The following is a 24,687-nucleotide window of genomic DNA, read 5'->3' as shown; positions in this document are numbered from 1 at the left end:
CAATGGGACCCCATGCTCATTTTCCTCGCCGTCCTGTCTGCGCTCGTCGTCGGAGCCCTGTCGTGGCTGCTGATCGGGCCGACGGGCGCGGCCGCGGTTGCCGTGCTGATCCTGATCGGTGGCCTCGTGGCCCAGTTCGGCGACCGGTCCGTCAGGCGCCCCATCGGGACCGTGCTGTTGCTCGCGCTCCTCGCGGGCGGCACGTACGGGACCATCGTGGCCGTGGACCTGGTCGAGGCCCTGACCACGACCGATGGCACCGTCGACATGGCCGACCAGTCCCAGCTCGCCAGCGCCGAGGACAAGCTGGAGGGGCTCGCCGGGCAGTCCTCGTTCCAGCTGGAGCTGACCGAACCAGAGCTGCAGGCGGTCGTGCAGGACGGCCTGGCGGCCGCCGACGACGTTCCCGTTCGACGCGTCGACCTGGACCTGCGGGGCGCCACCAGCGACGTGGCGTTCCGTGCGGTGTTCAAGGCCGGCGGGGTCGAGGCGACCGGGAACGCCTCCATCGCCGTGGTGGACGGTGGGATCGACCTCGAGCTGGGGCCGCTGGAGTTCGGGTCCGTCCAGGTACCCAGCCTGGCGGCCGGGGCGATCCAGTCGTTGCTCGGCGCGGTGACCGACCTCAACGCGGCGCTGGAGGACCAGCAGGCGGTGGTGCAGTCCATCACGGTCACCGACGACGCCCTGATCGTCACCGGCACCAGGGGGACCGACGAGGTCCTGACCGACGGGGACCTGCTGGCGGCGATCCGTGACCAGGCCACCGGGGCGATCGACGCGGTGCAGGCCCCGCCGGAGCGGATCGGACAGGGGCGGCTGGCCGGGCTGGACGAACCCGGCGAACCGATCGTCCTGGCCATCGGTGACTCGTTGGCGGCCAACGTCGGGGTGGACGACAACCGTGACGGGTTCGTGTCCCGCTTCCACCGCTTCGTGGCCGATGCCGACGGCGTGCCCTACGGGCTGGTCAACCTGGGCGTTCCCGGCGAGACGTCCGGCTCGTTGCTCACCGGCGGGCAGCTGGAGGCGGCGGAGGCCGTCCTCGCGTCCCGTCCCGCCGCCTACGTCGTGGTCGACATCGGCGCCAACGACCTGCTCGGCCACCTGACCTCGGCCGAGTGCGGGACCGACCTGGCCAACGCCTCGTGCCAGCAGCTGGTCGACGAGACGCTCGTGACGTACCGGAGCAACCTCGAGCAGGCGATGGACCGGTTGGTCGCCTCCGCCGGATCGGCTCGTGTGCTGTTCCTGCAGACCTACAACCCGTTCAGCCTGGGACTCGGCGAGAGCGCGCAGGAGCGTGAGTCCTCGACGATGGTGTCGCGCCTCAACGCCGTGGCCGCGGAGGTCGCCGCCTCGCGTGGCATCGGCGTCGCCGACGGGTTCAGCCCGCTGCAGGGCACGACGGCGGCGACGACCCACATGCTGGACGCCGAACCCGACATCCATCCCAACGTCGCCGGCTACGACGTCCTGGCGGGGGCGTTGGTCGACGCCCGCTGAGGTCGTGGCGCCGTCCGCCGTTGGCCTCAGAGCCTGACGAGGCCGGCCCATTCCGCCAGCCGGCCGACCGCCTGTAGCCCCAGCGCGGCCACGGGGTCCGTGGCACCGGTCGGGACGTCGCCCAGCGGCCGTTCCGCAAGGGCGTCAGCCGTTGCGGCGGCGAGCCGAGCCGCCAGGACGATGGCGTTGCCGGCGACCGCTTCCTCCCGGGCGAGCACGCCGCCCCGCTCGTCGCGCACCCGGACGACGAAGCGGCTGGTGCCGGTCGACAGGCCCTCGTCGTCGCCGTCCCCGAGGATCGCGACCGCCCCGTCCATCAGGCGGTCGACCCCCAGCATCCTGGCCGGGCCGGAGAGCAGTGCCCCGAGCTGCAGCAGCGGCGCGGCGGCCCCGAACCAGCCGGTGTGCACGTCGACTCGGTCGAGGTCGGGGTGACGGGTGGGCAGCGACCACACCTCCAGGCCGCCCAGCGACACGGTGGTGTGCAGCTGGCCGCCGGCGCGGAACTCGCCCCGCCTGGCGGCCACGGTCTCCGCATGGTGGACGCCGCGCCTGAACGTGGTGGTCGGTCGGGTCAGGGCCCGCACGAGGGACCGACGAGCGGTGGCGCTGCCGGCATCCAGGCCGCCGTCGACCAGGTAGGCGACCTCGACCCGACGGGCCGCCGGTCCTGCAGCGTCCAGCGCCAGCTCGGAGAGGAGCAGGCCCGGCAGGTACTCGTAGCCGACGGCAGGCAGCAGGCTGACGCCCGAGGAGGCGGCCCGGGGCCCGTGGTCGGTGTGCAGTCGCGCCAGGAACGCCGGTTCACCGGTCACGTCCAGGTAGGTGGCGCCGACGTGCACCGCCGCGTCGACGACCCGATCACCGACGACGTCATGCGGCCCGACGCAGCTCAGCACGATGTCGCCCGGCACGAGGACCCCGCCCAGGCCGTCGAGGTCGGCGCAACGGGCCGGGAGATCGGTGGTTCGGCCCAGGGTCGCCAGGGCATCCGCCCGCCGCGCGACCAGAAGGACATGTGGGCGGCCGGCAAGCTCCTGCGCCACCAAGCGGCCCGTCCGTCCGGTGGCCCCGACCACCACGATCCGTCGACGCATGCCACACAGCGTGCCCCCTCCCCCGCGTGCTCGCTGGGGATCGGTCGGGCGATGCGCCATGATCCCGACCATGTTGCAGTCGTCCACCGCCCTGCTCGTCCTGACCCTGCTGGCCGCCGCCCTCGACTGGTGGGCGGTCGCGACCGACCGACGACGACTGGAGGAGGTGGCCAAGCCCGCCGTCATGGTGCTGCTGATCGGATGGGTCCTGACCGTTCCCGGCGCGGACCCCACCGTCCGCACCTGGGTCGTGGTGGCGCTGGGCCTGAGCCTCGTCGGTGATGTGCTCCTGCTGCCACGGATCGACGTGTTCGTCGGTGGCCTGGCCGCGTTCCTCCTCGGCCACCTTGCCTTCGTACCGGCGCTGCTCCCCCACGCGGACGGGTTGACCGGTGGCATCGCCGCGCTCGGACTGGTTCCCGCCGCGGCCTTCGTGGGTCGGCGGATCGCCGACGGAGCCCGCCAGCACGGTGGCCAGCCACTGGCCTCGGCGGTCGTCGTCTACGTCGTCGCGGTGGGGGCCACGGCGTTGCTGGCCGTGGCCTCGCGTGCCCCGCTGGTGATGCTCGGTGGGCTGCTGTTCGCGACGTCCGATGGCGTCCTCGGCTGGAACCGCTTCGTGGCCCCCCTGCCCAACGGGCGCACGATCGTGCACGTCACCTACCACCTGGCACAGGTGGGGCTCGCCACCGTGGTCACGCTCAGCACTGTCGCCTGAATCGCGGAGATGAATTCGCTGTTCCCCTAGAATTACTGCCCGTAGTTGGTCATACTTCGGAGCACCAGCCGCGGGAGGCTGGCAGCCCGCTGGCGGGCGGGAACCGGGGACCGGCGAAGGGAACAGACCGTATGGAGGCCAAGGACCACACCGAAGGCGCACAGCCCAACGCGTTGTCACACAGCGTTGCGGACCGCCTCGGCGGCGCCCTCGTGTCGGCGCACCACGCCGACGTCGGACAGGCCCGTGAGCATGCCCGACAGCACCGGTTGAAGGCGCTCGCGCTCCTCCTGGCGATCCCCTTCCTGTTCCTGTGGACACGGATCGTCCGGGGTGACGCGATCAACTTCCTGCAGGCCCCGACCCTGCCCGATGGCTGGCAGCTGTGGCTGCTCCCGATGGTGCTGATCCTCGCCCTCGGCGCCGCGATGCTGATGCCGTTGATGAGCGGTCGCTCGCCGCACATCCGGTATGCCCCCGAGCAGATCGAGACGGGCTTCGCCGACGTTGTCGGGCTCGACCCGGTCGTCAACGAGGTCACCCGCACCCTCAACACCTTCATGGGTCACAAGCTGTACCGCGGCCAGCTCGGGGGGCGCCCCCGCCGGGGGGTGCTGTTCGAGGGGCCGCCCGGCACGGGCAAGACCCACCTGGCGAAGGCCATGGCCCACGAGGCCGGCGTGCCGTTCCTCTTCGTGTCCGCCACATCGTTCCAGTCCATGTGGTACGGCGCGACGGCTCGTCGCATTCGTAGCTACTTCGCCGCCCTGCGCAAGGTCGCCCGCGAGGAGGGTGGGGCGATCGGCTTCATCGAGGAGATCGACGCGATCGCCACGTCGCGGTCCGGCATGCGGGCATCGGGTTTCGCCCCGGCGGGCACCAACGCCATGAGCAGCGGCTGCGTGCAGGCCACAGCCGACGCGTTCGGCGCCGACGGCGGCGTGTCCTTCGGCGGCGGCGAGGCCACGGCGCACAGCGGTGGGCTCGTCACCAACGCCTTCGGGTCCAGCGAAGGCACCGCCGGTGTGGTCAACGAGCTGCTGATCCAGATGCAGAGCTTCGACACACCCCCGGCCAGCATCCGGATCCGCAACTGGTGGGCGGAGAAGGTCAACGCCTACCTCCCGGCCGATCGCCAGATCAAGGCCAAGACCTCCCCGTACAACAACATCCTCGTCATCGCGGCCACCAACCGCGCGGCGGACCTGGATCCCGCCCTGGTTCGCCCGGGCCGGTTCGACAAGCAGCTGGCGTTCGACCGGCCGGCCCAGCCGGCCCGACGCGACCTGCTGGACTACTACCTGGCCCGCAAGAGCCACGCGGCCGACCTGGACGACCCCGAGCTGCGCGATCAGGTCGCCTCCCAGACGCTGGGGTACACGCCGGTGATGATCGAGAACCTCCTCGACGAGGCCCTTATCGTCGCCCTCAAGAACGGGCGTGATCAGATGACCTTCGGCGACGTGGCCCAGGCCCGGCTGGACATCGAGGTGGGGATGGCCACCCCGGCCCCCTACACCGACGCGGAACGTCGCCGCGTTGCGACCCACGAGGCCGGACACGCCGTGATGGCCCACCTGAGCGGCCACCGTCGCCTGGAGATCCTGTCGATCGTCAAGCGGCGGACGTCCCTCGGTCTGCTGGCCCATGGCGACACCGCAGAGGTCTACACGCGCACCGTCAAGGAGCTGCACGACATGGTGGACATCGCCATGGGCGGCAAGGCAGCCGAGGAGATCTGGTTCGGCGCCGTGTCCACCGGGCCGGGTTCGGACCTGGCCGCGGCCACGCGGACGGCGTGCGAGATCATCGGCATCCACGGCATGGGCGACTCGCTGGTCAGCCTGGCGGCGGTCCAGCAGTCATCGTTGTCGGGGACCAACCTCGTGGGACAGGTCCTGCGCGACCAGGTTGCGCGACCGCAGGTCGAGACGCTGCTGCACGAGGCCCATCAGCGGACCGTCGCCACGCTCGAGCGCAACCGCCACCTCGTCGAGGCCCTCCGCGACGCCCTGCTGGACCGCGACGAGCTGGTCGGTGCCGAGATCGGCGAGGTCATCCTCGCCGCCGGTCCCCCGGTGCTGGAGGACCTGACGGTCGAGGTCGACGGCGTGGAGCTCGCCGCCGACTAGGCGTTCAAGCGTCGCTTGATCTGGCCCGTCACGAGTTCAAGCTTCGCTTGAACTAGCCCGAACCCGCAGATCCTGGCGGATCCGCGCGTTCGCCCCCCGGCCTGTCACGAGTTCAAGCTTCGCTTGAACTCGCCCTTGGCGATCGACATCTTGTGGACCTCGTCGGGGCCGTCGGCGAGGCGGAGGGAGCGGGCGCCGGCGTAGCCGCGGGCGAGGAAGCTGTCCTGGGAGACGCCCATGCCGCCGTGGGCCTGGATCGCGCGGTCGATGACCCGACAGGCCATCGACGGGGCGATGACCTTGATGGCGGCGATCTCGGTGCGGGCCGCCTTGTTGCCCACGGTGTCCATCATCCAGGCCGCCTTGAGGGTCAGCAGTCGCGCCTGCTCGATCTCGCAGCGGGACTCGGCGATCCATTCCTGGACGACGCCCTGCTGGGCGATGGGCTTGCCGAAGGCCTCGCGGTCGGCGACCCGGCGGACCATGGCCCCCAACGCGCGCTCGGCGAGGCCGATCAGCCGCATGCAGTGGTGGATGCGGCCCGGGCCGAGGCGTCCCTGGGCGATGCGGAAGCCGTCGCCTTCCTCCTGCAGCAGGTTGTCGGCGGGGACGCGAACGTCCTCGAAGGTCATCTCCATGTGCCCCTCGGGGTCCTCGTAGCCGAAGACCGTCAGGTTGCGGAGCGTGGTGATCCCGGGGGTGTCCAGCGGCACGATGATCATCGACTGCTGCCGGTGGGGATCAGCGTCGGGGTCGGTGATGCCCATGAAGATCGAGACCGTGCAGTTGGCCCGGCCGGCGTTGGACGTCCACCACTTGCGACCGTTGATGACGTACTCGTCGCCGTCGCGCTCGATGCGGGACTGGATGTTGCGGGCGTCGGAGGACGCCACCGCGGGTTCGGTCATGGAGAAGCAGGACCGGATCTCGCCGTCGAGGAGGGGCACCAGCCACTGCTCCTGCTGCGCGCGGGTGCCGTACTTGGCCAGCACCTCCATGTTCCCGGTGTCCGGCGCGTTGCAGTTGAAGACCTCCGGCGCGAAGGAGACCTGGCCCATGAGCTCGGCCAAGGGGGCGTACTCGAGGTTGGTCAGGCCGGCGCCCCACTCCTCGTCGGGCAGGAACAGGTTCCACAACCCGGCCGCCTTCGCCTTGGCCTTCAGGTCCTCCACGATCTGCGGGTGGTGGTGCGGATCCCCGCTGTCGCGGATCTGCTCCTCGTAGACCGCTTCGTTCGGGAACACCTCGGCGTCCATGAACTCGCGGATCTGCTGCTGCAGCCCCTGAACACGCTGGCTCGTCGCGAAGTCCATCGCCTGCTCCTCCTCGTCGCCCGGTCCTGCCGGACGGTTGCTCCTCGGCTGTTGTTGGCTGGAACCTAGCGCAGGTGACCGTGGTCACCCAACCGAGCCCAGCGCGTCCCGGGCCCCCGGCAGACGCCGTCAGCCGAGCCCGTCGAAGCGACGTCGCAGGGGCAACGGGGCCGCTGCATCCGGCCGTGGCCGGGCTTCGATATCCTTGACCGCAGCGGGGATCTGGGACGCGGGGAGCGGCTTGGCGAAGAGGTAGCCCTGGGCCTGCTCGCATCCGAGGTCCTCCAGCATCCGGCGGACGGTCTCGTCCTCGATGCCCTCCGCGACCACCCGCAGCCCGAGCTCCTCGGCGAGCCGGAGGACGGAGGTGACGATCACCTGGTCCGTGCGGTTGCTCGCCATGTCCATGACGAAGGACCGGTCGACCTTGAGCTCCTGCACCGGCAGGTTCTTGACCTGCGACAACGAGGAGTACCCGGTCCCGAAGTCGTCGACGGACAGCGACACCCCGGCCGCCCCGAAGATCGCCAGCATCCCGCTGCCCCGCTCGACGTCCTCCATCACCTGGGACTCGGTGATCTCGACGATGATCCGTTCGGGTGGGGTCTCGTGGGACCGGACGAGGGCAACGATCTGTCGGGCCATCGATGCGTCCTGCATCACCGCGATCGACAGGTTGATGGACATCGAGAGGTCGAGCCCCTGCCGACGCCATGCGTCGGCCTGCGCCAGCGCCTGCTGGGTGATCGCCAGGGTGAGCGGCCGGATCAGGCCGGTCCGCTCGGCCACGTCGATGAACTCGGTCGGGGGGATCATGCCGCGCTCGGCGTGTGGCCAGCGTGCCAACGCCTCGACTCCCACGACCCTGCCGCTGGCGAGCTCGACCTTGGGCTGGTACGCGACGGTCAGGTGCCCCTGGTCGAGCGCCCGGCGGAGTTCTCCCGCCAGGTGCAGGCGTTCGGTGCTCTCGCGGTCGTAGTCGGCGTCGAACCAGGCGACGCCCATGCCGCTGTCGAGCGCCTGGCCGAGCGCCTTGTCGGCGGCCCGGACGAGCTCGGCCGGATCGCGTCCGTGGGATGGCGCGAGCGCGATCCCCAGCACCGGGCTGATGTCGAGCGCCAGCGGCCCGTCCTCCATCGGTCCCGAGACCTCCTGCAGCAGCTGCCGGCACAGGTCGCTGCCGGCCAGGACGCTCGTCACGTCGGGCGCGACAAGGGCGAACCGGCCACCGCCGAACGCCGCCGCGATCATCGCGTGCTGGTCGGCCATGCGGCGCAGGCGCTGGGCGGCCGCGAGGACCATCCGTTCGCCGACTTCGTGACCCAGCGCCCCGTTGATCTCGACCAGGTCCCGCAGTCCGAGGACGATGACGGCGCCCGCGTCCATCCGCGGCACGTCCCGCATCAGGCCGTCGCGGTTGCGAAGCCCGGTCAGCGTGTCGGTCAGGCCCATCTGCTCGACCCGGTACCGCTCCTCACGCAGTCGATCGAGCAGCCGCGCCTCCGCGAGGGACGCACCGGCGTGATGGGCGACAGCAGCCGCGAGCTCGACGTCCTGCACGTCGAACTCCGGCAGGTGGCGCGGCCGACCGCTGAGCACCAAGAGTCCGGTCACGTCGGGATTGCCCAGCGACGCCACGATGGTCTGCTCGTCGTGGTCCAGCAGGTCGAGGTAGTCCTCCTGCACCCAGCTGCGGTCGACGAGGCGTGCGGTCGTTCCCACGTCCGCCGCGAGCGCCTCGACCTGCTCGCGCGGCACCCACGTGACCCCGAGGGAGCCCCGGGCGTTGGACAACCTGGTCGTGCGGCTGTCGTCGACGACATACAGGGCCGCACGTGTGCTCCCGACCACCTCAGCGGCTTCGTCGAGGATCCGGCTGGCCATGGCCGTGGTGTCCTCGGCCTCGTCGACCCGGGTCATGAAGCGGTACAGCCCGCGGAGGGACTGGTAGCGGAGGTTGAGGTCGTTTCGTTGGCGGTTGGAGTGCACGAGCAACCCCATCGCCGCAACGACGATGCCGAGCAGCCACGGGTCCACCTCGACCAGCGCGAGGGTCAGGACGGTGAAGACCCACACCATGAGGGTGGAGGCGACGAGGCCGGTGCCCAGCGCTCGGAGCGTGTCGACCTGGACCGTCCCGACCATCATGCGCATGGCCGCCAGCACGACGAAGCCCATGCCGAGCTCCCCGGCAACGCCCGCGAGCAGGACACCCAACCACTGGACGACGTCGGTGACCCTCCCCTCGGGCAGCACCAACGCCAGCACCGCTGCGGTCGCCCAGACCTCCACCGCCATGGCCGTCAGGTTGACCGCGAGCTTGAGAGGTGCGTTGTGCCATCTGAAGGCCAGCGACAACCCGGCGCCGAGCATCCTTGCAACCAGCGTTACCAGCGGTCCGGTGAAAAATAGTCCCACGATCACGACGACACCACTGAGCGTCAGGTTCAGCGTGTCGCCACGGATCTCCAGGGTGAGCGGCCACATCTCCACCGCAACGAAGGCGATGGCGAGGACCACACCGGCCGTGACCATCGACCCGGGGCTCGGGCCGAACGCAGGCGGTGCAATCACCCAGAGTAGTCCAGCGAGCACGCCAAGGAGTGACGCGGGACCAGCCGGGCTGCTCTTGATATGGCTAGCCATGTCCACCCCGCGTAGCGACGCGAATAGTCCGTTGGAACCATCGTCGCGCGGGTCCGCCGCGTTCGTCGTGATCGGCTGCGCCAGCCGACGGGAGTCCAGGGTTACAACCGAGTACGTCGTCGGAGGCACAGCCGGGAAGGGCACTGCACCTGACAGATGACGACGGGGATGACCCCGCATGACGGGACAAGGGAGGAGGGTCCTCCTGGGTTTCGATTGTGCGCTCTTGCTCTCGGCACGCGCCGAACGGGTCTTAACACATTGCTGGAAAATCCACCTGAGAGGAGCACGAAAATGGCCGTGATCATCGACGAGCGGGTCGTCGGGGGACGACCCGAACGACTCGGTCCCCGCGGACCCATGTTGCCGGTCCACGCAACGAAGGCCAAGCGACCGCGCTGGCGCCAGATCCTGACGACGGGTCTCGGCTTCGCCCTGCCCGGGCGCTGACCCCCCAATCGAGCGAACACCCCTCTTGGGGCACACCGCCCCAGCCCTGCCGGGCACGCACGAACTCACGCACTCCACAGCTCACGAAAGAGGTATTTCGACATGACCACCACCACCGCCACCACCACCTCGTCCGCCGCCGGACCCAACTGGGCCGGCATCAACTGGGCCGGCATCAACTGGGCCGGCATCAACTGGGCCGGCATCAACTGGGCCGGCATCAACTGGGCCGGCATCAACTGGGCCGGCGACAGCTGGGCCGGCATCAACTGGGCCGGCGACAGCTGGGCCGGCATCAACTGGGCCGGCATCAACTGGGCCGACCAGCAGGCCTGATCCGCGAACCCTCAGGCGATGGTGACCGCTCGGGTGTGGTATCCCTCGGCCCCGTTGGGGGCGACCGGAACCCGGTCGGCGGACTGGGTCACACCGGTCCGGTCGGTGGCTCGCACGCGGATGACGTGCTGCCCCGGACCGGCGTCCCAGTCGAAGCGCCACTGTCGCCAGGTGTCGACGTTCAGCTCGTCGGCGAGGACCGTCTCCTGCCACGGGCCGTCGTCGATGGACACCTCGACCCGCTCCACACCCCGCTGCTGCGCCCAGGCCACACCCGCGATCACCTGCGGGCCCGACTCGAGCGGTGCCCCTTGCTTGGGGACGTCGATCCGGGAGTGGGTCTTGACCGGCCCCTCCTTCGACCATCCCCGGGGCACCCAGTAGCCGTCGAAGGCGTCCCACGTGGTCAGCTCGATCTCCGACAGCCACTTGGTGGCCGACACGTAGCCGTACAGACCCGGGACGATCAGGCGAGCGGGGAAGCCGTGCGCGATCGGCAGCGGCTCGCCGTTCATGGCGAGGGCGACCAGGCAGTCCCGGCCGTCGAAGGCGATGTCGGTCGGGAACCCGGCCGTCCAGCCGTCCACCGACCGGCCCACCAGCTGGTCGGCTGCCGGGTCGACGCCTGCCATGTCGAGGACGTCCGACAGCCGGACCCCCTGCCAGCGGGCGGTGCCGATGAGGTCGCCGCCGACCTCGTTGGACACACAGGCGATCGTGACGTCGGCCTCGACCTGCGGCAGGTCAAGCAGGTCCCGGTAGGTCAGCACGACCTCCTGCTCGACCATGCCGTGGATGCGGACCTCCCAGCTGGCGACGTCCACCATCGGCGGCGTGAGGGCGGTGTCGATCCGGTAGAAGGCATCGTTCGGCGTGAAGAACGGTGACAGGCCGTCGATGCCCTCGAACTCGGTGGCCAGGTCGACGGGGGCAGGCGTCCGAACGGCTTCCGGCAGCACGACCTCCTCGCGCGCGTCGTTGATCCTCGTGCGCGACGACAGCGTTCGACCGAACGCGCCGATCACGCCGGCGACCGCAGCCATGCCGATGGCGATCCGGAGGAACTCCCGGCGACCCCGGCCCACCCCCGGGTGACCGGCGGCCGCGCCGGTGATGCCGCGGTCGAGGCGCAGCAACATGCGCAGCGTCAGGACCCCCGCCGCAACCCCCAGCACCGCAGGCACCAGGGACCAGGCCGTGCTGTCCAGCGGGTTGACGGTCGTCGCCGCGACGCCCAGCAGCCCGAAGACCCCGATGCCTGCGGACGCAACGGCAACGGATCGGCGGCGGCCCACCACGCCGAGGACGGCGCCGAAGGCCAACGCCAGCACGACCGTGCCGATGACGAGTGCCGTCTTCTCGTTGGTCCCGAACAGGGCGATCGCGATCTCCTTGACCCGCGAACCGGCCCCGAGCTCGACCACCCCGTTGCCGATCGCCACGACCAGAGACGGCGCGGACGGCAGGAGGCCCGCAACCAGCTCGGTCGTGCCCAGCGCGACGGCCGCAGCCACCAGCCCGGCGACGGCAGGCCGACCAAGCCCGTCGGACGGGATGGGCGAGGGCGTGGTGCCGTCGGCAGGCATGCCCGCGGGGTCGACATCGTGGTGGGTGGCAGTCATCGTTTCGTTCAACGACCGATGGTGACGCGTGTTCCAGCCGGCGCCGGTCACGTGATGGCTTCGTAAGAACTCCTTCCCGCCCATCCTGCGTCAGAAGCCCACCGTCCGCTGAACCCGCCACCCGAGCGACTAGATTCGGTCCTCACGTGACGACCCAGCCCGATCTCGCCGCCGCCCGTTCCCTGCCCCCGCGTGGGCCCGACGGCCGCTTCAGGCGGCCCGAAGTGCAGGACCTGAGCGACCCCTCGCTGTACCTGAACCGCGAGCTGTCGTGGCTGGAGTTCAACCGTCGTGTCCTTGCCCAGGCAGCCGACACCGCGGTGCCGCTGCTGGAGCGGCTCCGCTTCATCAGCATCTTCCACTCCAACCTCGATGAGTTCTTCATGATCCGGGTCGCCGGGCTGAAGGACCAGGTGGCGGCCGGACTACGGCTGCGCACGCCGGACGGCATGTCGGCGGTCGAGCAGCTCGAGGCCATCTCGCGCCGCGTCCGGCCCATGGCGGAGCAGTCAACCGTCACGCTGCACGAACGGATCCTGCCGCTGCTGGCCCGACGAGGAGTCGGCGTCGTCCACGTTGCCGACCTCGACGAACGCACCCTGGGGCGGCTCCACAAGCAGTTCGACGAGCAGATCTTCCCGGTCCTGACCCCGCTGGCGGTCGACCCCGGTCATCCGTTCCCCTACATCTCCAACCTCGCGATCTCCCTGGCCGTCTCGGTGCGCGACCACAAGACCGGACAGCGAAAGCTCGCCCGCGTCAAGGTGCCCGGTGTCCTGCCGCGCTTCTGGCAGGTGCCCGGCTCGCGTCGCGCGTGGGTGCCGCTGGAGGAGCTGATCCGCTGGCGCCTCGATGCTCTGTTCCCCGGCATGGACGTCGAGTCCGCACACCTGTTCCGGGTGACCCGCAACGCCGACATGGACGTCGACGAGGACGAGGCCGAGGACCTGCTGCTCGCCATCCAGGCGCAGCTGTCCCGACGGCGGTTCGGGTCCGTCGTGCGCCTCGAGGTGGCCGACGACATGCCCGCCGACACGGTCCGGACGCTGCAGGAGGAGCTGGACATCAGCAGCATGCACACCTACCCGGTGCGCGGCCTGCTGGGCCTGGCGGACGTGTCGCAGCTTGCCGACCTGGACCAGCCGACGCTCCGCTTCTCCCCCTGGGTGCCGGTCACCCACCCACGCCTGCGGACCTCAGCCGACGACCCCGTGGACAGCCCGACGATGTTCGAGCGCATCGCCGAGCACGACATCCTGCTGCGCCACCCCTATCACTCCTTCGCCACGTCGGTGGAGCAGTTCGTCACCGCCGCCGCCGACGACCCCCAGGTCCTTGCGATCAAGCAGACGCTGTACCGGACGTCGGGTGACTCGCCGATGTTCCGCGCGTTGATCCACGCGGCGGAAGCGGGCAAGCAGGTGGTCGCCCTCGTCGAGCTGAAGGCCCGGTTCGACGAGGAGGCCAACATCGAGTGGGCGAGGATCCTCGAACGAGCCGGTGTCCACGTCGTCTACGGCCTCGTCGGACTGAAGACCCACTGCAAGACCATGCTGGTGGTCCGCCGCGAGACCGAGGGCATTCGCCGCTACGTCCACATCGGGACCGGCAACTACCACCCCGGGACCGCCAAGCTGTACACCGACCTCGGGCTGCTGACGGCTGACGTCGACATCGCCGAGGACGTCACGCAGCTGTTCAACTACCTGACCGGCTACGCGCGCCACGACCGCTACCGACAGCTGATGGTGGCCCCGGTGTCCCTGCGGGACCGCATCACCGAGCTCATCCGGGAACAGGCCGAGCTGGGGACCGACGGCTTGATCCGCGTCAAGCTCAACTCCCTCTCCGACCGCAGCCTCATCCGTGAGCTCTACGCCGCGAGCCGGGCCGGTGCCACCGTGGACCTGATCGTGCGTGGCATCTGCGGTATCCGACCCGGCATCCCCGGCGTGTCCGACCGGATCAGGGTCATGTCGGTCCTCGGACGGCTCCTGGAGCACGAGCGCATCCTCCAGTTCGGGCAGGACATGTGGATCGGCTCCGCGGACTGGCTGCCCCGGAACCTCGACCGACGGGTCGAGGCCATGGTCCCGATCGAGGACGAGGATCTTGCCAAGGAGCTGCGCCGGATCCTCGACGTGACGTGGCAGGACACCCGGCAGGGCTGGCGGTTGCGGGCCGACGGCACCTGGGAAACGCCGCCCGACGTCGATTCGGTCGCCAGCCAGGCCCGGTTCATGGCCGAGACGCGAGCGGCCGACCTCGAGCAGGCCTGATGCGGCAGGCCAGCTGGGGGCCGCGCGCACGTCGGCCCCGATGGATCGCACTGGTCCTCGTGCTGCTCCTGACGACAACGGCGTGCAGCACGACCCTCGCGCGGCAGCCAGCCGCCGTGTCCACCAAGGCGCCGCTCGAGCTGGCCGTCTGGGTCGGCCCCTCCCCCACCCTGCACCCGCACCAGGCCAATCCCCAGGTGACCGCCGCCCTCTTCTCGCCCCTGGTGGTCATCGACCCGGAGAGCCACTTGCCGACGTGGGGGCCGGACGTGCCCGGGGCGTTGCTGGAGTCGGTGTCCAGCGAGGACCTGCGGCGCTGGGACGTGGTGGTCAAGGAGGGGTGGACGTGGCACGACGGCACCCCGGTCGTCGCCGAGGACGTGGCGAGGGGCTGGCAGGCCGCGATCGAGGCTGGGCTGCCCATCGTCTCGACCGTCACCGACATCCGGGTCCGCGACAAGGCGACCCTGTCCTTCGCGTTGGCGGCCCCGTACGGCCAGCTCCCGGCCCTGCTGGCCAACGAGGCGTTCCTGCCCCTCCCGCCGATGGCCATCGACGACCCCGCCCGCTTCGCCGAGGCCCCCGTGGGGAACGGCGTCTACCGGCTGGCCGGTCGGCAGGGCGACGCGCTGGTCCTCGACGCCGTCTCCGGCCATCCTGCCGGGACGGCCGCATCCGACCGGCTCCTCGCCGTCCGGACCGACCAGCCGGCCGCCGATCAACAGCTGGTGGTCGTCCCCGACGGTGTCCTGGCGCTGCCGGGCGACGCGGACCGGCCCCACGTCGTGCGGGCGCCCGGTCGTCAGCTGGCCTACCTCGGCTTCCCGCTGACCGACCCGCGCTTCGCCGACCCCGACGTCCGCGTGGCGCTCTCCCAGGCGATCGACCGCCAGGCGCTGGTCGAGCTGCTGCCGGAGGGTGCGGTCGTCCCTGCGGATCGGCTGCTCGGCCCCGGCATGGCCCGGTCGGACGGGCCGGTCTGCACGGCATGTGTCCACGACCCGGACCGGGCCGCCGAGCTGTGGTCCGCGCCCGACGGTCCCCTGTCGCTGTGGTACGCCGCCGATGCCGGACACGACGAGGTCATCGATGCCATCGCGGGTGCCTGGTCCACCGTGCTCGGCGTGGACGACATCCAGCTGGCGACCCTGCCGGCCGAGGACCTGCTCGCGAGGCTTGCCCAGGCCGAGGTCCCGGGGCCGTTCCGCTTGACCTGGGCGGCGGATGCCGCGTCGCCCTCGCGGCTGCTGGAGCCGCTCTTCGGTCCGCGAGGTTCCGCCAACGACTTCCGCTACCGAGCCGATGGCATCGGCGACCGGCTGGCGACTGCGGACCTGCAGCGCGACCTCGAGGAGGCCCTCGATGCCTACGCCACCGTGGAACAGCAGGTGCTGGACGACCTCCCGCTCGTCCCGCTGTGGTTCTCCACGGTCGGGGTGGCCATGGACGAGAACATCACCGCCGGCATGGATGGCCGTGGGCTGCTGGACTGGGCCAGCGTCGAACGGTCCTGAGGCCCGGCTGGATGGTCAGACCGCTCGCACCGTGGTCAGGTCGACGCCGCCGAACGGATCGACCCGGACGCCGGTCACGTCCTCGCCGACGACCACGGCCAACCGCGACGTGACCACCGGCACGATGACCTGATCCCGGTTGACCACGATCTCCTCGACCCGGCGAAGCAGCGCCTCGCGCTGGTCGACGTCGACGATCTGCGCTGCCTGGTCCAGCAGGGCATCGACCTGTGGATCCTGGTACCGCATGTAGTTGAGGCCGCCCCGGTCCGGGGTCTGGGAGGAATGCAGCAGCGGGTAGAGGATGTCCAGCGAGGACGGCACGTCAGCCGTCAGCGGCAGGCGGAACATCCCGATCCCGCCGCTGGCCAGCCGGTCGAGGTACTCCACGAGGGTTGGCGCGGCGCCTCGCCAGTTGGACACGAGGGTGTACCCCCGGTCGCTGAGCGCCTCGCGCAGGACGTCGCGAATGCGCTCGTGTCCACCCTCGGCGTTGAACGCCAGCGTCAGCCCTGGGACGCCCGCGTCGGCCAGGCGGTCGGCGGCACCCGACGGGTTGAACGTGCAGAGCTCGCACATCCCGGCGGACCCCCGGGAGATGGCCGGTGGCAACAACGACGTGGCCGGGTCGAGGTTGCCGCCGTCGTTCTCCGCAGCGATTCGCTGGCGGTCGACGAACAGGCTGGCGGCCTCCCGCACCTCCAGCTCCTCGTAGGGCTCCACCGACCGGTCGATCGCCAGCAGGTAGGTCTCGGGCGTCGCCCCGGTCACCAGTCCGGGACCGGTGTAGCTGCCGGGAGAGGCGGGATACTCCTCGGCCGCAAGCTCCAGGGCCTCCGGCGGCACCCGGGCCAGGTCGCGTCGTCCCTGGCGGAACGCCAGGAAGTTCGTGTCGAGGTCGGCGATGCGGAACACGACCTCCCCGATGCCGTCCTCCGGCCGATCGCCGTTGGTCCAGCCGTCCCAGCGTGCCGCGCGCACGAACTCCCCGGGCACCCACGGCTCGCTGGCACGGAAGGGGCCGTTGCCGACCGGCTGCAGGGCGTGCGCCGCTGGGTCGGCCGCGACGGCCGACGGCTGCACGGGCCCGAGCGACGGATGGCTGGTCAGGATCGGGAAGTCACCACGCGGCCTGGAGAGGGTGACCTCCAGGGTGTCCTCGGAGGTGGCTCGCATGCCCGACAACGTCGTCGCTGCACCGCTGGCGACGGCGGCGTGCCCGACCACGTCGCGCAGCAGGTGCTGCATCGGCCCTGCCGCGACGAGCGTGCTCCAGGCCTCGACGAAGGCCTCGGCGGTGACGGGGGTCCCGTCCTGGAACGTCGCGCCGGGCCGCAGGTGGAACGTCCACACGGTGGCGTCGTCGTTGGCCGACCACTCCGTGGCCGCCGACGGCGCGGGTCGACCGGCCACGCCCGCCGTCGTCAACGAGTCGAAGAGCGCGTCGACGACCGCGAAGTCGTCGGTCGTCGACGCCATCGGCGGCAGGATGCTCGTGGGCTCGCCGATCGCCCACCTGAACGTGCCTCCGGCGACGGTCACAGGACCGGCGGATGCCGTCGGCGCGGCTGGCAGGGGTGCCGGCGGCGCCTGTCGCGCCGGCGGGGTACAGCCCGTCGCGGCGAGCGCGAGGAGCAGGAGCCCGGCGAGGACCCCGGAGCGGATGCGGGGGGTCGTCAGACCGGTCCCGTCAGACCAGGCGCAGCGCCAGCGCCATGGTGGTCACGGCGAACACCACGGCGGTGAGGACGGTGATGCGGTCCAGGTTCTTCTCCGCGATGGTCGAGCCGCCGCCACCGGACATGCTGCCGCCACCGAACATGTCCGACAGCCCGCCGCCCTTGCCCGACTTCAGCAGGATGAACATGATCAGCAGGATCGACACGATCACATGCAGCACGGTGAGGATGATGTTCAGCACTTGGGGGCTCCGCAGGTTCGGGACTGTCCGGCGCACGACGGCCGGACCCGGAACGGTCGATCCGGTGAACGACCGTCGATGGTAGCCCACCACCGGGCCGATCGCGATGCAGCGGTCCGCCGCCCCTCACGCTTCCCCGGACCACCCCGGTCAGCGTACGACGAAGACGCCGACGCGGGTCGTGCGGGCGTCGACACCCCAGAGCGGTTCGGCGCGGGGAGCGGTGACGAGCACCGGGCTGCCGTCCTCCCACACGTAGCCGCCGTGGGCCCATCCTGCGGTTCGCACCGGTGCGGCCGGGGCGACCCCGCGGCGCCAGTCAGCCGTGGACTCCACGGTGAGGCAGTCCTCACAGGTGGCCGCCCGAGCCGGTCGCGCAACGCTGGTGCCGAAGGCCGTCGTCTCGGTGATCGTCAGCGTGCGGAAGGTCTGCAGTGCTGGCGACTCCACGGGACGGGCGACCGGGCGCGACCACTGGCCGAGCAGCAGGGAGGAGTCGGCGAGCTGGGCGGGGAGCACGACGGTGACCGCGGTGAGGGCGGTCAGGACCACTGCCAGCGCCAGCAACTCGATGCGTTCGCGGGTTCTGGTGGCGCGGGCCTCACCCTCGATGAGGCGGACGACCCGTGCGGCGATCTGCTTGGCGCCGCCGCGCAGGCCCCCCTGACGCAGGATGCGCGCGGGCATGCCGGCCGGCACCGGCAGGGGCGCGGGCACCATGGTGGCGCAGGCCATCGAGGCGACGACGGTGACGCCGCGACGCGATGCACCTTCCCACACCTTGAGGATCGAGGAGGCAAGCGCAGCCGGTCGTCCCGTGGAGTCCGACGCGAGGTCGTCGGCGGCGTGCTCCTGCTCCTGCCGCAGCCAACGGGCCGCGAGGTGGAGTGGCGGGACGAAGAACGTCAGGTCGCGGATGACGCCGATGGCCACGTTCAGCGGCACGTCCCGTCGGGCGATGTGGGCCAGCTCGTGGGCGAGGAGGCCCTCGAGCTCACGGGTGTCGAGCTGCTCCACGAGGTCGGGGTCGACGCACACGACCGGGTGCCGCAGCCCCGTGGTGAACGCGCCGCCGGGGCAGTCGGGGATCAGCAGCAGCGAGGGGGACGTCAGCCCCAGCTTGGAGGCGATGCGTCGCACGCTGGCGATGACGGCCGGGTCGTCGCAGGGCACCGCCCCGCGGACGTACATGCGGATGGCGAGGTGGCTGAGGCCTCGGCGCAGCAACAGGAACGACGCGACCGCCACGTAGGCGATCAGCAACCACTCCAGCTGGAGCACGCGGTACTCCTGCCCGAAGAACTCCCAGGACTCCCCCGCGCCGGTCGTGGCGACCACGAGCGGCGGCAGGAAGGCATCCCCCGCGCTTGCAACGGCCGCTGCGACCGCGGTCGCGATGGGCGCCAGGACCAGCCCGCGGCGGGCGCGGCGGGACTTCAGCCACCCGAGTCGGACGGCTGCCGCAGCCAACGCCGCGGCGACCAGTGACCCGATGAGTGCGCGGGCGGCGAACGACTGGGTGCTGAGCAGTAGTCCCAGTCCGTCAGTGACGTCGCGAAGCCCTACGACACCATCTGTCATGCGTACGAACGCTCCCAATGCCGGTTGCCGGTCATCCCTCAGCGGGGCATCGGGTCAGTCGTCCTCGTCAGAACGTTGCGCGTCGATGCTTGCCCGCAACGCGGAGAGTACATCCGGGTCACCCGAGTCGTCGATCTTCTCCACGAAGTAGCTCATGGCCGGCTCGGGGAAGGACTGGACGAGCCAGTCGACGACGGAGGTGACGGTGGACTTCGCGTAGACCTCGCGGCTGACCGTCGGACGGTAGCGATGGGCCAGGCCAGAGGTGTCCCGTTCGAGCAGCCCCTTGCTCGCCAGGCGAGCCATCGTGGTCATGATCGTGGTGTAGGCCAGGTCACGCCGGTTGCGCAGCTCTTCGTGGACATCGCGCACGGTCGCGTCGCCGAGGCGCCAGACCATTTCCATGACGTCGGTCTCGAGAGGGCCCAGCAGGCCCTGCAGCTGCTTGTTGCGCTTTGCCATGGCGTCCTCCCCCGTTGCGGAGGGCTCGGTCGGTCCTGCGTGGAGGGCCGGCTGTGTCGGTCGTTGTTCGCCTGATCCTACCGCTGTCGGACCCCCGCGAACCCTTACAGGCGGTGGAAACGTGCGATAACTGCGAAATCGTCGGCGTTGAGGCTCGCGCCACCCACCAGGGCCCCGTCGATGTTGGGCTGCGACATCAGCTCGGCGACGTTGCCGGGCTTCACCGACCCCCCGTACTGGATGCGAACGGCCTCGGCGGTCTCGGTGCCGTGGAGCTCGGCGACGGTCGCCCGGACGGTGGCGCAGCCGCCATCGGCGTCCGACGGCAGGGCCGTGCGTCCGGTGCCGATGGCCCAGATGGGTTCGTAGGCGATCACCAGGTCCGCGACCTGCTCCGCGGAGACCCCCGCGAGGCTGCCCGTGACCTGGCCCCGGATGACGGCCTCGGCCTCGCCCGCCTCGCGCTGCTCCAGCGTCTCGCCGACGCACAGGATCGGCGTCATCTCCGCCGCGATGATGGCCTTGACCTTGGCGTTGACGACCTCGTCGGTCTCACCGAACAGGGTGCGACGCTCGGAGTGGCCGGCGATCACCCAGCTGCAGCCGAGCGCCGACAGCATGGTCGGGGAGATCTCTCCCGTGTAGGCGCCGCTGGTCTCGTGGTGGCACGACTGTGCCCCCAGCGTGAGGTCCAGCCGGTCGCCCTCGATCAGCGTCTGGATGGACCGCAGCGACGTGAACGGCGGGATGACCGCCACGTCGGCCTTGTCGAAGTCCGTGCTGTCGAGGTGGTAGGCGAGGTTCTGGACCAGCTGGATGCCCTCGAGGTGGGTGAGGTTCATCTTCCAGTTGCCGGCGATGACGGGCTTGCGACTCATGTGCGGTTCCTCTGGTGGATGGGTGGTGACGCGTGGTTGGTCAGCGCCGCAGTACCGCGACGCCCGGGAGGTCGATGCCCTCCAGGAACTCCAGCGACGCCCCGCCGCCGGTGGACACGTGGTCGATGCGGTCGGCCAGGCCCATCTGCCGGACTGCGGCGGCGCTGTCGCCGCCACCGATGACGGTGAAGCCGTCGACGTCGGCCATGGCCTCGGCGACGCCCATCGTCCCGCTGGCGAAGGGCGGCCACTCGAAGACACCCATGGGGCCGTTCCACAGCACCGTCCGCGAGGCGGCGACGACGTGTGCGTACTCCGCGACGGTCTCCGGACCGATGTCCAGGCCCATGGTGCCGGCAGGGATGGCGGTGGCGGGGACGACCTCGTGCGCGGCGTCGGCGGCGAACGCCTCCGCGGCGACCACGTCGGTCGGCAGGTGCACGGTCACCCCCTGTGCCTCGGCCTTCTCCAGGACCTCGCGAGCGGTGTCGATCATGTCCTCCTCCACCCGGGAGCCACCGACGTCGCCGCCTGTCGCCGCCAGGAAGGTGAAGCACATGGCCCCGCCGATGACCAACGCGTCGACACGTGGCATCAGGTTGTCGATCACGCTGAGCTTGTCGCTCACCTTGGACCCGCCGAGGATCGCCGTGAACGGCGTGGCGGGGGCGTCCAGGAGCTTGGACAGCGCGGTGATCTCGGCCTGCAGCAGGTGCCCGGCGACGGCGTCGTCGAGCCGTTCGGGCACGCCGACGATGGAGGCGTGCGCCCGGTGGGCGGCACCGAACGCGTCCGACACGTAGGCGTCCCCCAGGGACGCCAGCGCGTCGGCGAACGCCGGGTCGTTGGCCGTCTCGCCGGCCTCGAACCGGAGGTTCTCCAGCAGGGCGACCCCACCGTCCTCCAGGCTGGCCACGGCGGCACGGGCGTCGTCGCCCACGGTGTCGCGGGCGTAGCGGACGTCGATGTCCAGCAGCTCGGAGAGCCGCTGGGACACGGGGCCGAGCCGCAGCTCGTCCACGACCTGGCCCTTGGGCCGGCCGAGGTGGCTCATCAGCACGACGCGTGCGCCGGCCTCGCGGAGCGCCCGGATGGTGGGCAGCGAGGCGGTGATGCGCAGCTCGTCGGTGATGCGGCCGCCGTCGAGTGGGACGTTGAGATCGGCCCGGACCAGCACGGTTCGCCCTGCGGCGTCCAGCTGGTCCAGGCCCGGTACCTGGCTCACGGTGATGTCGTTCCCGTCGGGTGTCGTGCTGGGTCGGATCTCGAGCTAGAGGGACGAGCCGACGAAGGTCGTCAGGTCGATCAGGCGGTTGGAGTAGCCCCACTCGTTGTCGTACCAGCCGAGAACCTTGACCATGTTGCCCATGGCGGACGTCGCGGCACCGTCGAGGATGCAGGAGTGCGGGTTGCCGACGATGTCGGAGGACACGATCGGGTCCATGGTGAACTCGAGGATGCCCTTGAGGTCGCCGTCTGCGGCGGCCTTGAACACGTCGTTGACCTGCTCGGCGGTGACGTCCTCGCGGAGGGTGCAGACCAGGTCGGTCAGCGACCCGTCGGGCACCGGCACGCGGACCGCCATGCCGTCGAGGCGCCCCTCGAGCTGCGGCAGCGCGAGCGAGGCGGCCTTGGCGGCACCGGTGGTGGTCGGGATGATGTTGACCGCGGCGGCGCGAGCCCGACGCAGGTCGGAGTGCGGCGCGTCCTGGGTGCCCTGGTCGTTGGTGTAGGCGTGGATCGTGGTCATGAAGCCACGCTCGATGCCGAACTGCTCGTCGAGGACCTTCGCCATCGGGACCACGGAGTTGGTGGTGCAGGAGGCGTTGGAGATGATGTGGTGGCTGGCGGCGTCGTACTTGTCCTGGTTGACGCCCATCACGATCGTGACGTCCTCGTTCTTCGCCGGGGCGGAGATGATCACCTTCTGGGCGCCGGCCTCGAGGTGGGCCGAGGCCTTCTCGCGGGCGGTGAAGAGGCCGGTGGACTCGATGACGATCTCGGCGCCGAGGTCCTTCCAGGGCAGGTCGCCCGGGTTGCGCTCGCTGAAGACCCGCATCTCGTCACCGTCGATGACGAGCCCGTTGTCGCTGACCTCGACGGTGCCGTCGAACCGACCGTGCACGCTGTCGTACTTCAGCAGGTGGGCGAGGGTCTCGTTGCTGGTCAGGTCGTTGACACCGACGATGTCGATGTCGGCGCCGGCCTGCTTGGCGGCGCGAAGGAAGTTGCGACCGATGCGGCCGAAGCCGTTGATGCCGACCTTGAGGGTCATTGGGGTACCCGCTCTCCTCGAGAGATGTATTTGGTGTGTGACGCCACTTATTCAAGCACGTTGGCGCCGGTGCCGCGCGAGCCTAACCCACTCGATCAGCTCGTCATCATCCGGCGGCCGGACAGTCCTGCGTCCGAGCGGACGGTTCAGGCGTCCTCGGCCAGCACGATCAGGCGCTTGAGGCGCCGGTGCACCGTCGCCTTCCCGACGGGCGGGTCGAGCAGCTCACCGAGCTCGGTGAGCGACGCCTCGGGGTTGGCGACCCGGGCCAGGGCCACATCGGCCAGGTCCTCGGGCAGGCCGTCCCACCCCAGCACGGCCACCAGGTGCTCGATGGCCGTGATGTGGGCCCCGGCCGCGGCGGTGGCGCGCCGCAGGTTCGCCCGATCGGCGTTGACCGCTCGCGTGACCTTGCGGCGAAGCTCGCGGCGCATGCGACCCCCGTCGAAGGCGAGGAAGGTCTGGTGGGCACCCACGACGGCCAGCAGCTCGGCCACGGCGTCACCGGACTTGACGACGATCCGGTCGCCCACGACGGCGGAGGCGGGCACCAGCGGCGACAGCTCGGCGGCACGACGGTCGTCGGGCGTGCGGATCTCCAGGTGCACGGGTGCGTTGACCCCGCTGAGCGTGCCGGCCACCATCAGCCCGCCGGCCAGGTACCCCTCGGTGGGATCGATGTCCTCCGGGCGACGCCGCACGGGTCGACCGTCGTCGTCGAGCACCCCGAGCACGTGGAGGGCGTCCCCTGCCACGTCGACCAGGTAGGCGTCACCGCCCCGGAGGTTGCCGCCCTGGCGTCGGGCCAGTCCCGGTGGCACCCCGGCCACGTCGACCAGCGTCCCGCGCAGCCGCCGCGCCACCGCGCCGACGGCACAGCGGACCACCACGGAGACGTTGGGGCCGGTGTCGCTGCCCCTGACGCGCAGCGTGCCGGCGAGGTCGACCATCGCCCGTGCCTCGGCAAGGCGACGGGCGGTCCCCACGTCCTCGATGTGGGCCAGCTCCTCCCGCAGCGCAACCGTCAGGCTCATGGATGGTCGAGCAGTCGCCCGATCGCGGCCGCCAGCCGAACGGGGTCGTGTGCCCCGACGCGATGGTCCCCGTCGCCCTCGGCCAGGTCGGCGTGGTGGATGGCGCGGACCCCTCGGCCGGCCACGTCCGGTTGCAGGGCCGGCCCGGACCCATCGGGTCCCGGGCCCGCATGGCACAGCACCTCGATCGAGGTCCGCTCGGGAAGGTAGTCGAGGAGGGCGTCGACGTGATCGCGAGCCGACATGCCCGCAGTCTCCCCCGCCTGGGCCGTCAGGTTGGCGGCGTAGACCAGCCGCGCGTCGGTGTCGTCGAGCGCCTCGGCGATCCCGGGCACCAGCAGGTTGGGGATGATGCTGGTGAACAGGCTGCCGGGCCCCAGCACGACGAGGTCGGCCGCGTCGATGGCCTCCATGGCCAGCGGACACGCGGTGGGTTCGGCCGGTTCGAGCCACACGCGTCGGTCACGCCCCTCGGTGGTTGCCACGGCGACCTGGCCCTCGACCTCGGTCCCGTCGATCGCTGCCACGAGCGTCACGTCGTCGGTGGTGCAGGGCCAGACCCGGCCGCGGCAGTCCAGCAGGCGGGCAGCATGATCCATGGCGACCAGCACGTCACCACCGGCCTGTTCGATCATGGCGACGAGGGCGAGGTTGCCCAACGAGTGTCCGTCGAGACCGCCCCCGTTGAACCGGTGGCCGAAGACCTCCTGGAGCGGTCCGGCCGGTGCGAGGGCCAGGAGCCCCATCCGCATGTCACCGAGGGCGATGATCCCGCGCTCGCGACGCAGCCGGCCGGAGGATCCACCGTCGTCGGCGACCGTCACGACCGCGGTGGTGTGGACCTCCATCAGTCGCAGCGCCTCGAGGGTCCGGGACAACCCATGTCCGCCCCCGATGGCCACGACGCGTTCGGCTCTGCCCAT

The 24,687-nt window shown here is 70.8% G+C and carries 20 protein-coding genes; 7 read left to right on the top strand and 13 right to left on the bottom strand.

Annotation, left to right across the window (positions count from 1 at the left end; translation table 11 throughout):
* Positions 1-12: 12 nt before the first annotated feature.
* Positions 13-1,506, top strand: a complete 1,494-nt coding sequence (locus DVS28_RS12510) for an SGNH/GDSL hydrolase family protein (protein WP_114591747.1) — start codon at positions 13-15, stop codon at positions 1,504-1,506.
* A gap of 26 nt (positions 1,507-1,532) precedes the next feature.
* Here the strand turns inward: DVS28_RS12510 and DVS28_RS12505 are convergent, their stop codons facing one another.
* A complete protein-coding gene (locus DVS28_RS12505; protein WP_164710453.1) occupies positions 1,533-2,603 on the bottom strand; it encodes a saccharopine dehydrogenase family protein in 1,071 nt (356 codons plus the stop codon).
* A gap of 70 nt (positions 2,604-2,673) precedes the next feature.
* Here DVS28_RS12505 and DVS28_RS12500 point away from each other — a divergent pair, with 70 nt between their 5' ends.
* Positions 2,674-3,321, top strand: a complete 648-nt coding sequence (locus DVS28_RS12500; protein WP_164710452.1) for a lysoplasmalogenase — start codon at positions 2,674-2,676, stop codon at positions 3,319-3,321.
* A 131-nt stretch (positions 3,322-3,452) separates the two neighbouring features.
* On the top strand, positions 3,453-5,453 hold the full coding sequence (locus DVS28_RS12495) for an AAA family ATPase (protein WP_114591744.1): 2,001 nt from the start codon (positions 3,453-3,455) through the stop codon (positions 5,451-5,453).
* Positions 5,454-5,557: 104 nt separating this feature from the next.
* Here the strand turns inward: DVS28_RS12495 and DVS28_RS12490 are convergent, their stop codons facing one another.
* A complete protein-coding gene (locus DVS28_RS12490) occupies positions 5,558-6,766 on the bottom strand; it encodes an acyl-CoA dehydrogenase family protein (protein ID WP_114591743.1) in 1,209 nt (402 codons plus the stop codon).
* Between the two features lie 129 nt (positions 6,767-6,895).
* Complete coding sequence (locus DVS28_RS12485) at positions 6,896-9,340, bottom strand: EAL domain-containing protein (protein ID WP_164710451.1); 2,445 nt, start codon at positions 9,338-9,340, stop codon at positions 6,896-6,898.
* Positions 9,341-9,706: 366 nt separating this feature from the next.
* On the opposite strand from DVS28_RS12485, the gene DVS28_RS28370 reads away from it, so the two are divergent.
* Positions 9,707-9,862 carry a hypothetical protein gene (locus DVS28_RS28370; protein WP_164710450.1) on the top strand — a complete coding sequence of 52 codons (156 nt, stop codon included), beginning with the start codon at positions 9,707-9,709 and terminating at the stop codon, positions 9,860-9,862.
* A 102-nt stretch (positions 9,863-9,964) separates the two neighbouring features.
* Positions 9,965-10,198 carry a hypothetical protein gene (locus DVS28_RS12480; protein WP_281273471.1) on the top strand — a complete coding sequence of 78 codons (234 nt, stop codon included), beginning with the start codon at positions 9,965-9,967 and terminating at the stop codon, positions 10,196-10,198.
* Positions 10,199-10,209: 11 nt separating this feature from the next.
* Here the strand turns inward: DVS28_RS12480 and DVS28_RS12475 are convergent, their stop codons facing one another.
* On the bottom strand, positions 10,210-11,820 hold the full coding sequence (locus DVS28_RS12475; RefSeq protein ID WP_216825995.1) for a molybdopterin-dependent oxidoreductase: 1,611 nt from the start codon (positions 11,818-11,820) through the stop codon (positions 10,210-10,212).
* A 146-nt stretch (positions 11,821-11,966) separates the two neighbouring features.
* Between DVS28_RS12475 and ppk1 the strand changes: the two genes are divergently transcribed.
* Positions 11,967-14,099: a polyphosphate kinase 1 gene (gene ppk1, locus DVS28_RS12470; protein ID WP_114591741.1), complete on the top strand. Its 2,133-nt coding sequence runs from the start codon at positions 11,967-11,969 to the stop codon at positions 14,097-14,099.
* A gap of 59 nt (positions 14,100-14,158) precedes the next feature.
* Positions 14,159-15,613, top strand: a complete 1,455-nt coding sequence (locus DVS28_RS12465; RefSeq protein ID WP_164710449.1) for an ABC transporter substrate-binding protein — start codon at positions 14,159-14,161, stop codon at positions 15,611-15,613.
* A gap of 15 nt (positions 15,614-15,628) precedes the next feature.
* On the opposite strand, the gene DVS28_RS12460 is transcribed toward DVS28_RS12465, so the two are convergent.
* From DVS28_RS12460 to DVS28_RS12420, 9 genes are all read right to left on the bottom strand, one after another.
* Positions 15,629-17,092, bottom strand: coding sequence for an ABC transporter substrate-binding protein (locus DVS28_RS12460; protein WP_164710448.1), 1,464 nt, complete (start codon positions 17,090-17,092; stop codon positions 15,629-15,631).
* Positions 17,093-17,303: 211 nt separating this feature from the next.
* Entirely contained in the window at positions 17,304-17,534 is a 231-nt protein-coding gene (secG, locus tag DVS28_RS12455; protein WP_174236200.1) for a preprotein translocase subunit SecG, read from the bottom strand.
* Between the two features lie 150 nt (positions 17,535-17,684).
* Positions 17,685-19,115, bottom strand: coding sequence for a M56 family metallopeptidase (locus DVS28_RS12450; RefSeq protein WP_114591738.1), 1,431 nt, complete (start codon positions 19,113-19,115; stop codon positions 17,685-17,687).
* Between the two features lie 54 nt (positions 19,116-19,169).
* Positions 19,170-19,577: a BlaI/MecI/CopY family transcriptional regulator gene (locus tag DVS28_RS12445; protein WP_114591737.1), complete on the bottom strand. Its 408-nt coding sequence runs from the start codon at positions 19,575-19,577 to the stop codon at positions 19,170-19,172.
* Between the two features lie 104 nt (positions 19,578-19,681).
* A complete protein-coding gene (gene tpiA, locus DVS28_RS12440) occupies positions 19,682-20,455 on the bottom strand; it encodes a triose-phosphate isomerase (protein ID WP_114591736.1) in 774 nt (257 codons plus the stop codon).
* A gap of 40 nt (positions 20,456-20,495) precedes the next feature.
* The gene (locus tag DVS28_RS12435; protein WP_114591735.1) at positions 20,496-21,680 is read right to left on the bottom strand and encodes a phosphoglycerate kinase; all 1,185 of its coding nucleotides are present in this window, start codon (positions 21,678-21,680) and stop codon (positions 20,496-20,498) included.
* Positions 21,681-21,725: 45 nt separating this feature from the next.
* Positions 21,726-22,730 (bottom strand): type I glyceraldehyde-3-phosphate dehydrogenase, encoded by a 1,005-nt coding sequence (gene gap / locus DVS28_RS12430; protein WP_114591734.1) that lies wholly within the window; start codon positions 22,728-22,730, stop codon positions 21,726-21,728.
* Positions 22,731-22,876: 146 nt separating this feature from the next.
* On the bottom strand, positions 22,877-23,764 hold the full coding sequence (whiA, locus tag DVS28_RS12425) for a DNA-binding protein WhiA (RefSeq protein WP_114591733.1): 888 nt from the start codon (positions 23,762-23,764) through the stop codon (positions 22,877-22,879).
* A complete protein-coding gene (locus DVS28_RS12420) occupies positions 23,761-24,687 on the bottom strand; it encodes a gluconeogenesis factor YvcK family protein (RefSeq protein ID WP_114591732.1) in 927 nt (308 codons plus the stop codon). Before DVS28_RS12420 ends, whiA begins: the two co-directional genes overlap by 4 nt.

The sequence above is a fragment of the Euzebya pacifica genome (genome assembly GCF_003344865.1).
GTDB lineage: Bacteria > Actinomycetota > Nitriliruptoria > Euzebyales > Euzebyaceae > Euzebya > Euzebya pacifica.
This window is presented reverse-complemented; position numbering and strand designations above follow the sequence as displayed.

Coding starts and splice junctions, on each gene's coding strand:
- DVS28_RS12510 (WP_114591747.1), top strand. CDS start 13: ATGCTCATTTTCCTCGCCGTCCTGTCTGCGCTCGTCGTCGGAGCCCTG.
- DVS28_RS12505 (WP_164710453.1), bottom strand. CDS start 2,603: ATGCGTCGACGGATCGTGGTGGTCGGGGCCACCGGACGGACGGGCCGC.
- DVS28_RS12500 (WP_164710452.1), top strand. CDS start 2,674: ATGTTGCAGTCGTCCACCGCCCTGCTCGTCCTGACCCTGCTGGCCGCC.
- DVS28_RS12495 (WP_114591744.1), top strand. CDS start 3,453: ATGGAGGCCAAGGACCACACCGAAGGCGCACAGCCCAACGCGTTGTCA.
- DVS28_RS12490 (WP_114591743.1), bottom strand. CDS start 6,766: ATGGACTTCGCGACGAGCCAGCGTGTTCAGGGGCTGCAGCAGCAGATC.
- DVS28_RS28370 (WP_164710450.1), top strand. CDS start 9,707: ATGGCCGTGATCATCGACGAGCGGGTCGTCGGGGGACGACCCGAACGA.
- DVS28_RS12480 (WP_281273471.1), top strand. CDS start 9,965: ATGACCACCACCACCGCCACCACCACCTCGTCCGCCGCCGGACCCAAC.
- DVS28_RS12475 (WP_216825995.1), bottom strand. CDS start 11,820: ATGACTGCCACCCACCACGATGTCGACCCCGCGGGCATGCCTGCCGAC.
- DVS28_RS12460 (WP_164710448.1), bottom strand. CDS start 17,092: ATGGCGTCGACGACCGACGACTTCGCGGTCGTCGACGCGCTCTTCGAC.
- DVS28_RS12450 (WP_114591738.1), bottom strand. CDS start 19,115: ATGACAGATGGTGTCGTAGGGCTTCGCGACGTCACTGACGGACTGGGA.
- DVS28_RS12445 (WP_114591737.1), bottom strand. CDS start 19,577: ATGGCAAAGCGCAACAAGCAGCTGCAGGGCCTGCTGGGCCCTCTCGAG.
- tpiA (WP_114591736.1), bottom strand. CDS start 20,455: ATGAGTCGCAAGCCCGTCATCGCCGGCAACTGGAAGATGAACCTCACC.
- gap (WP_114591734.1), bottom strand. CDS start 22,730: ATGACCCTCAAGGTCGGCATCAACGGCTTCGGCCGCATCGGTCGCAAC.
- whiA (WP_114591733.1), bottom strand. CDS start 23,764: ATGAGCCTGACGGTTGCGCTGCGGGAGGAGCTGGCCCACATCGAGGAC.
- DVS28_RS12420 (WP_114591732.1), bottom strand. CDS start 24,687: ATGGGCAGAGCCGAACGCGTCGTGGCCATCGGGGGCGGACATGGGTTG.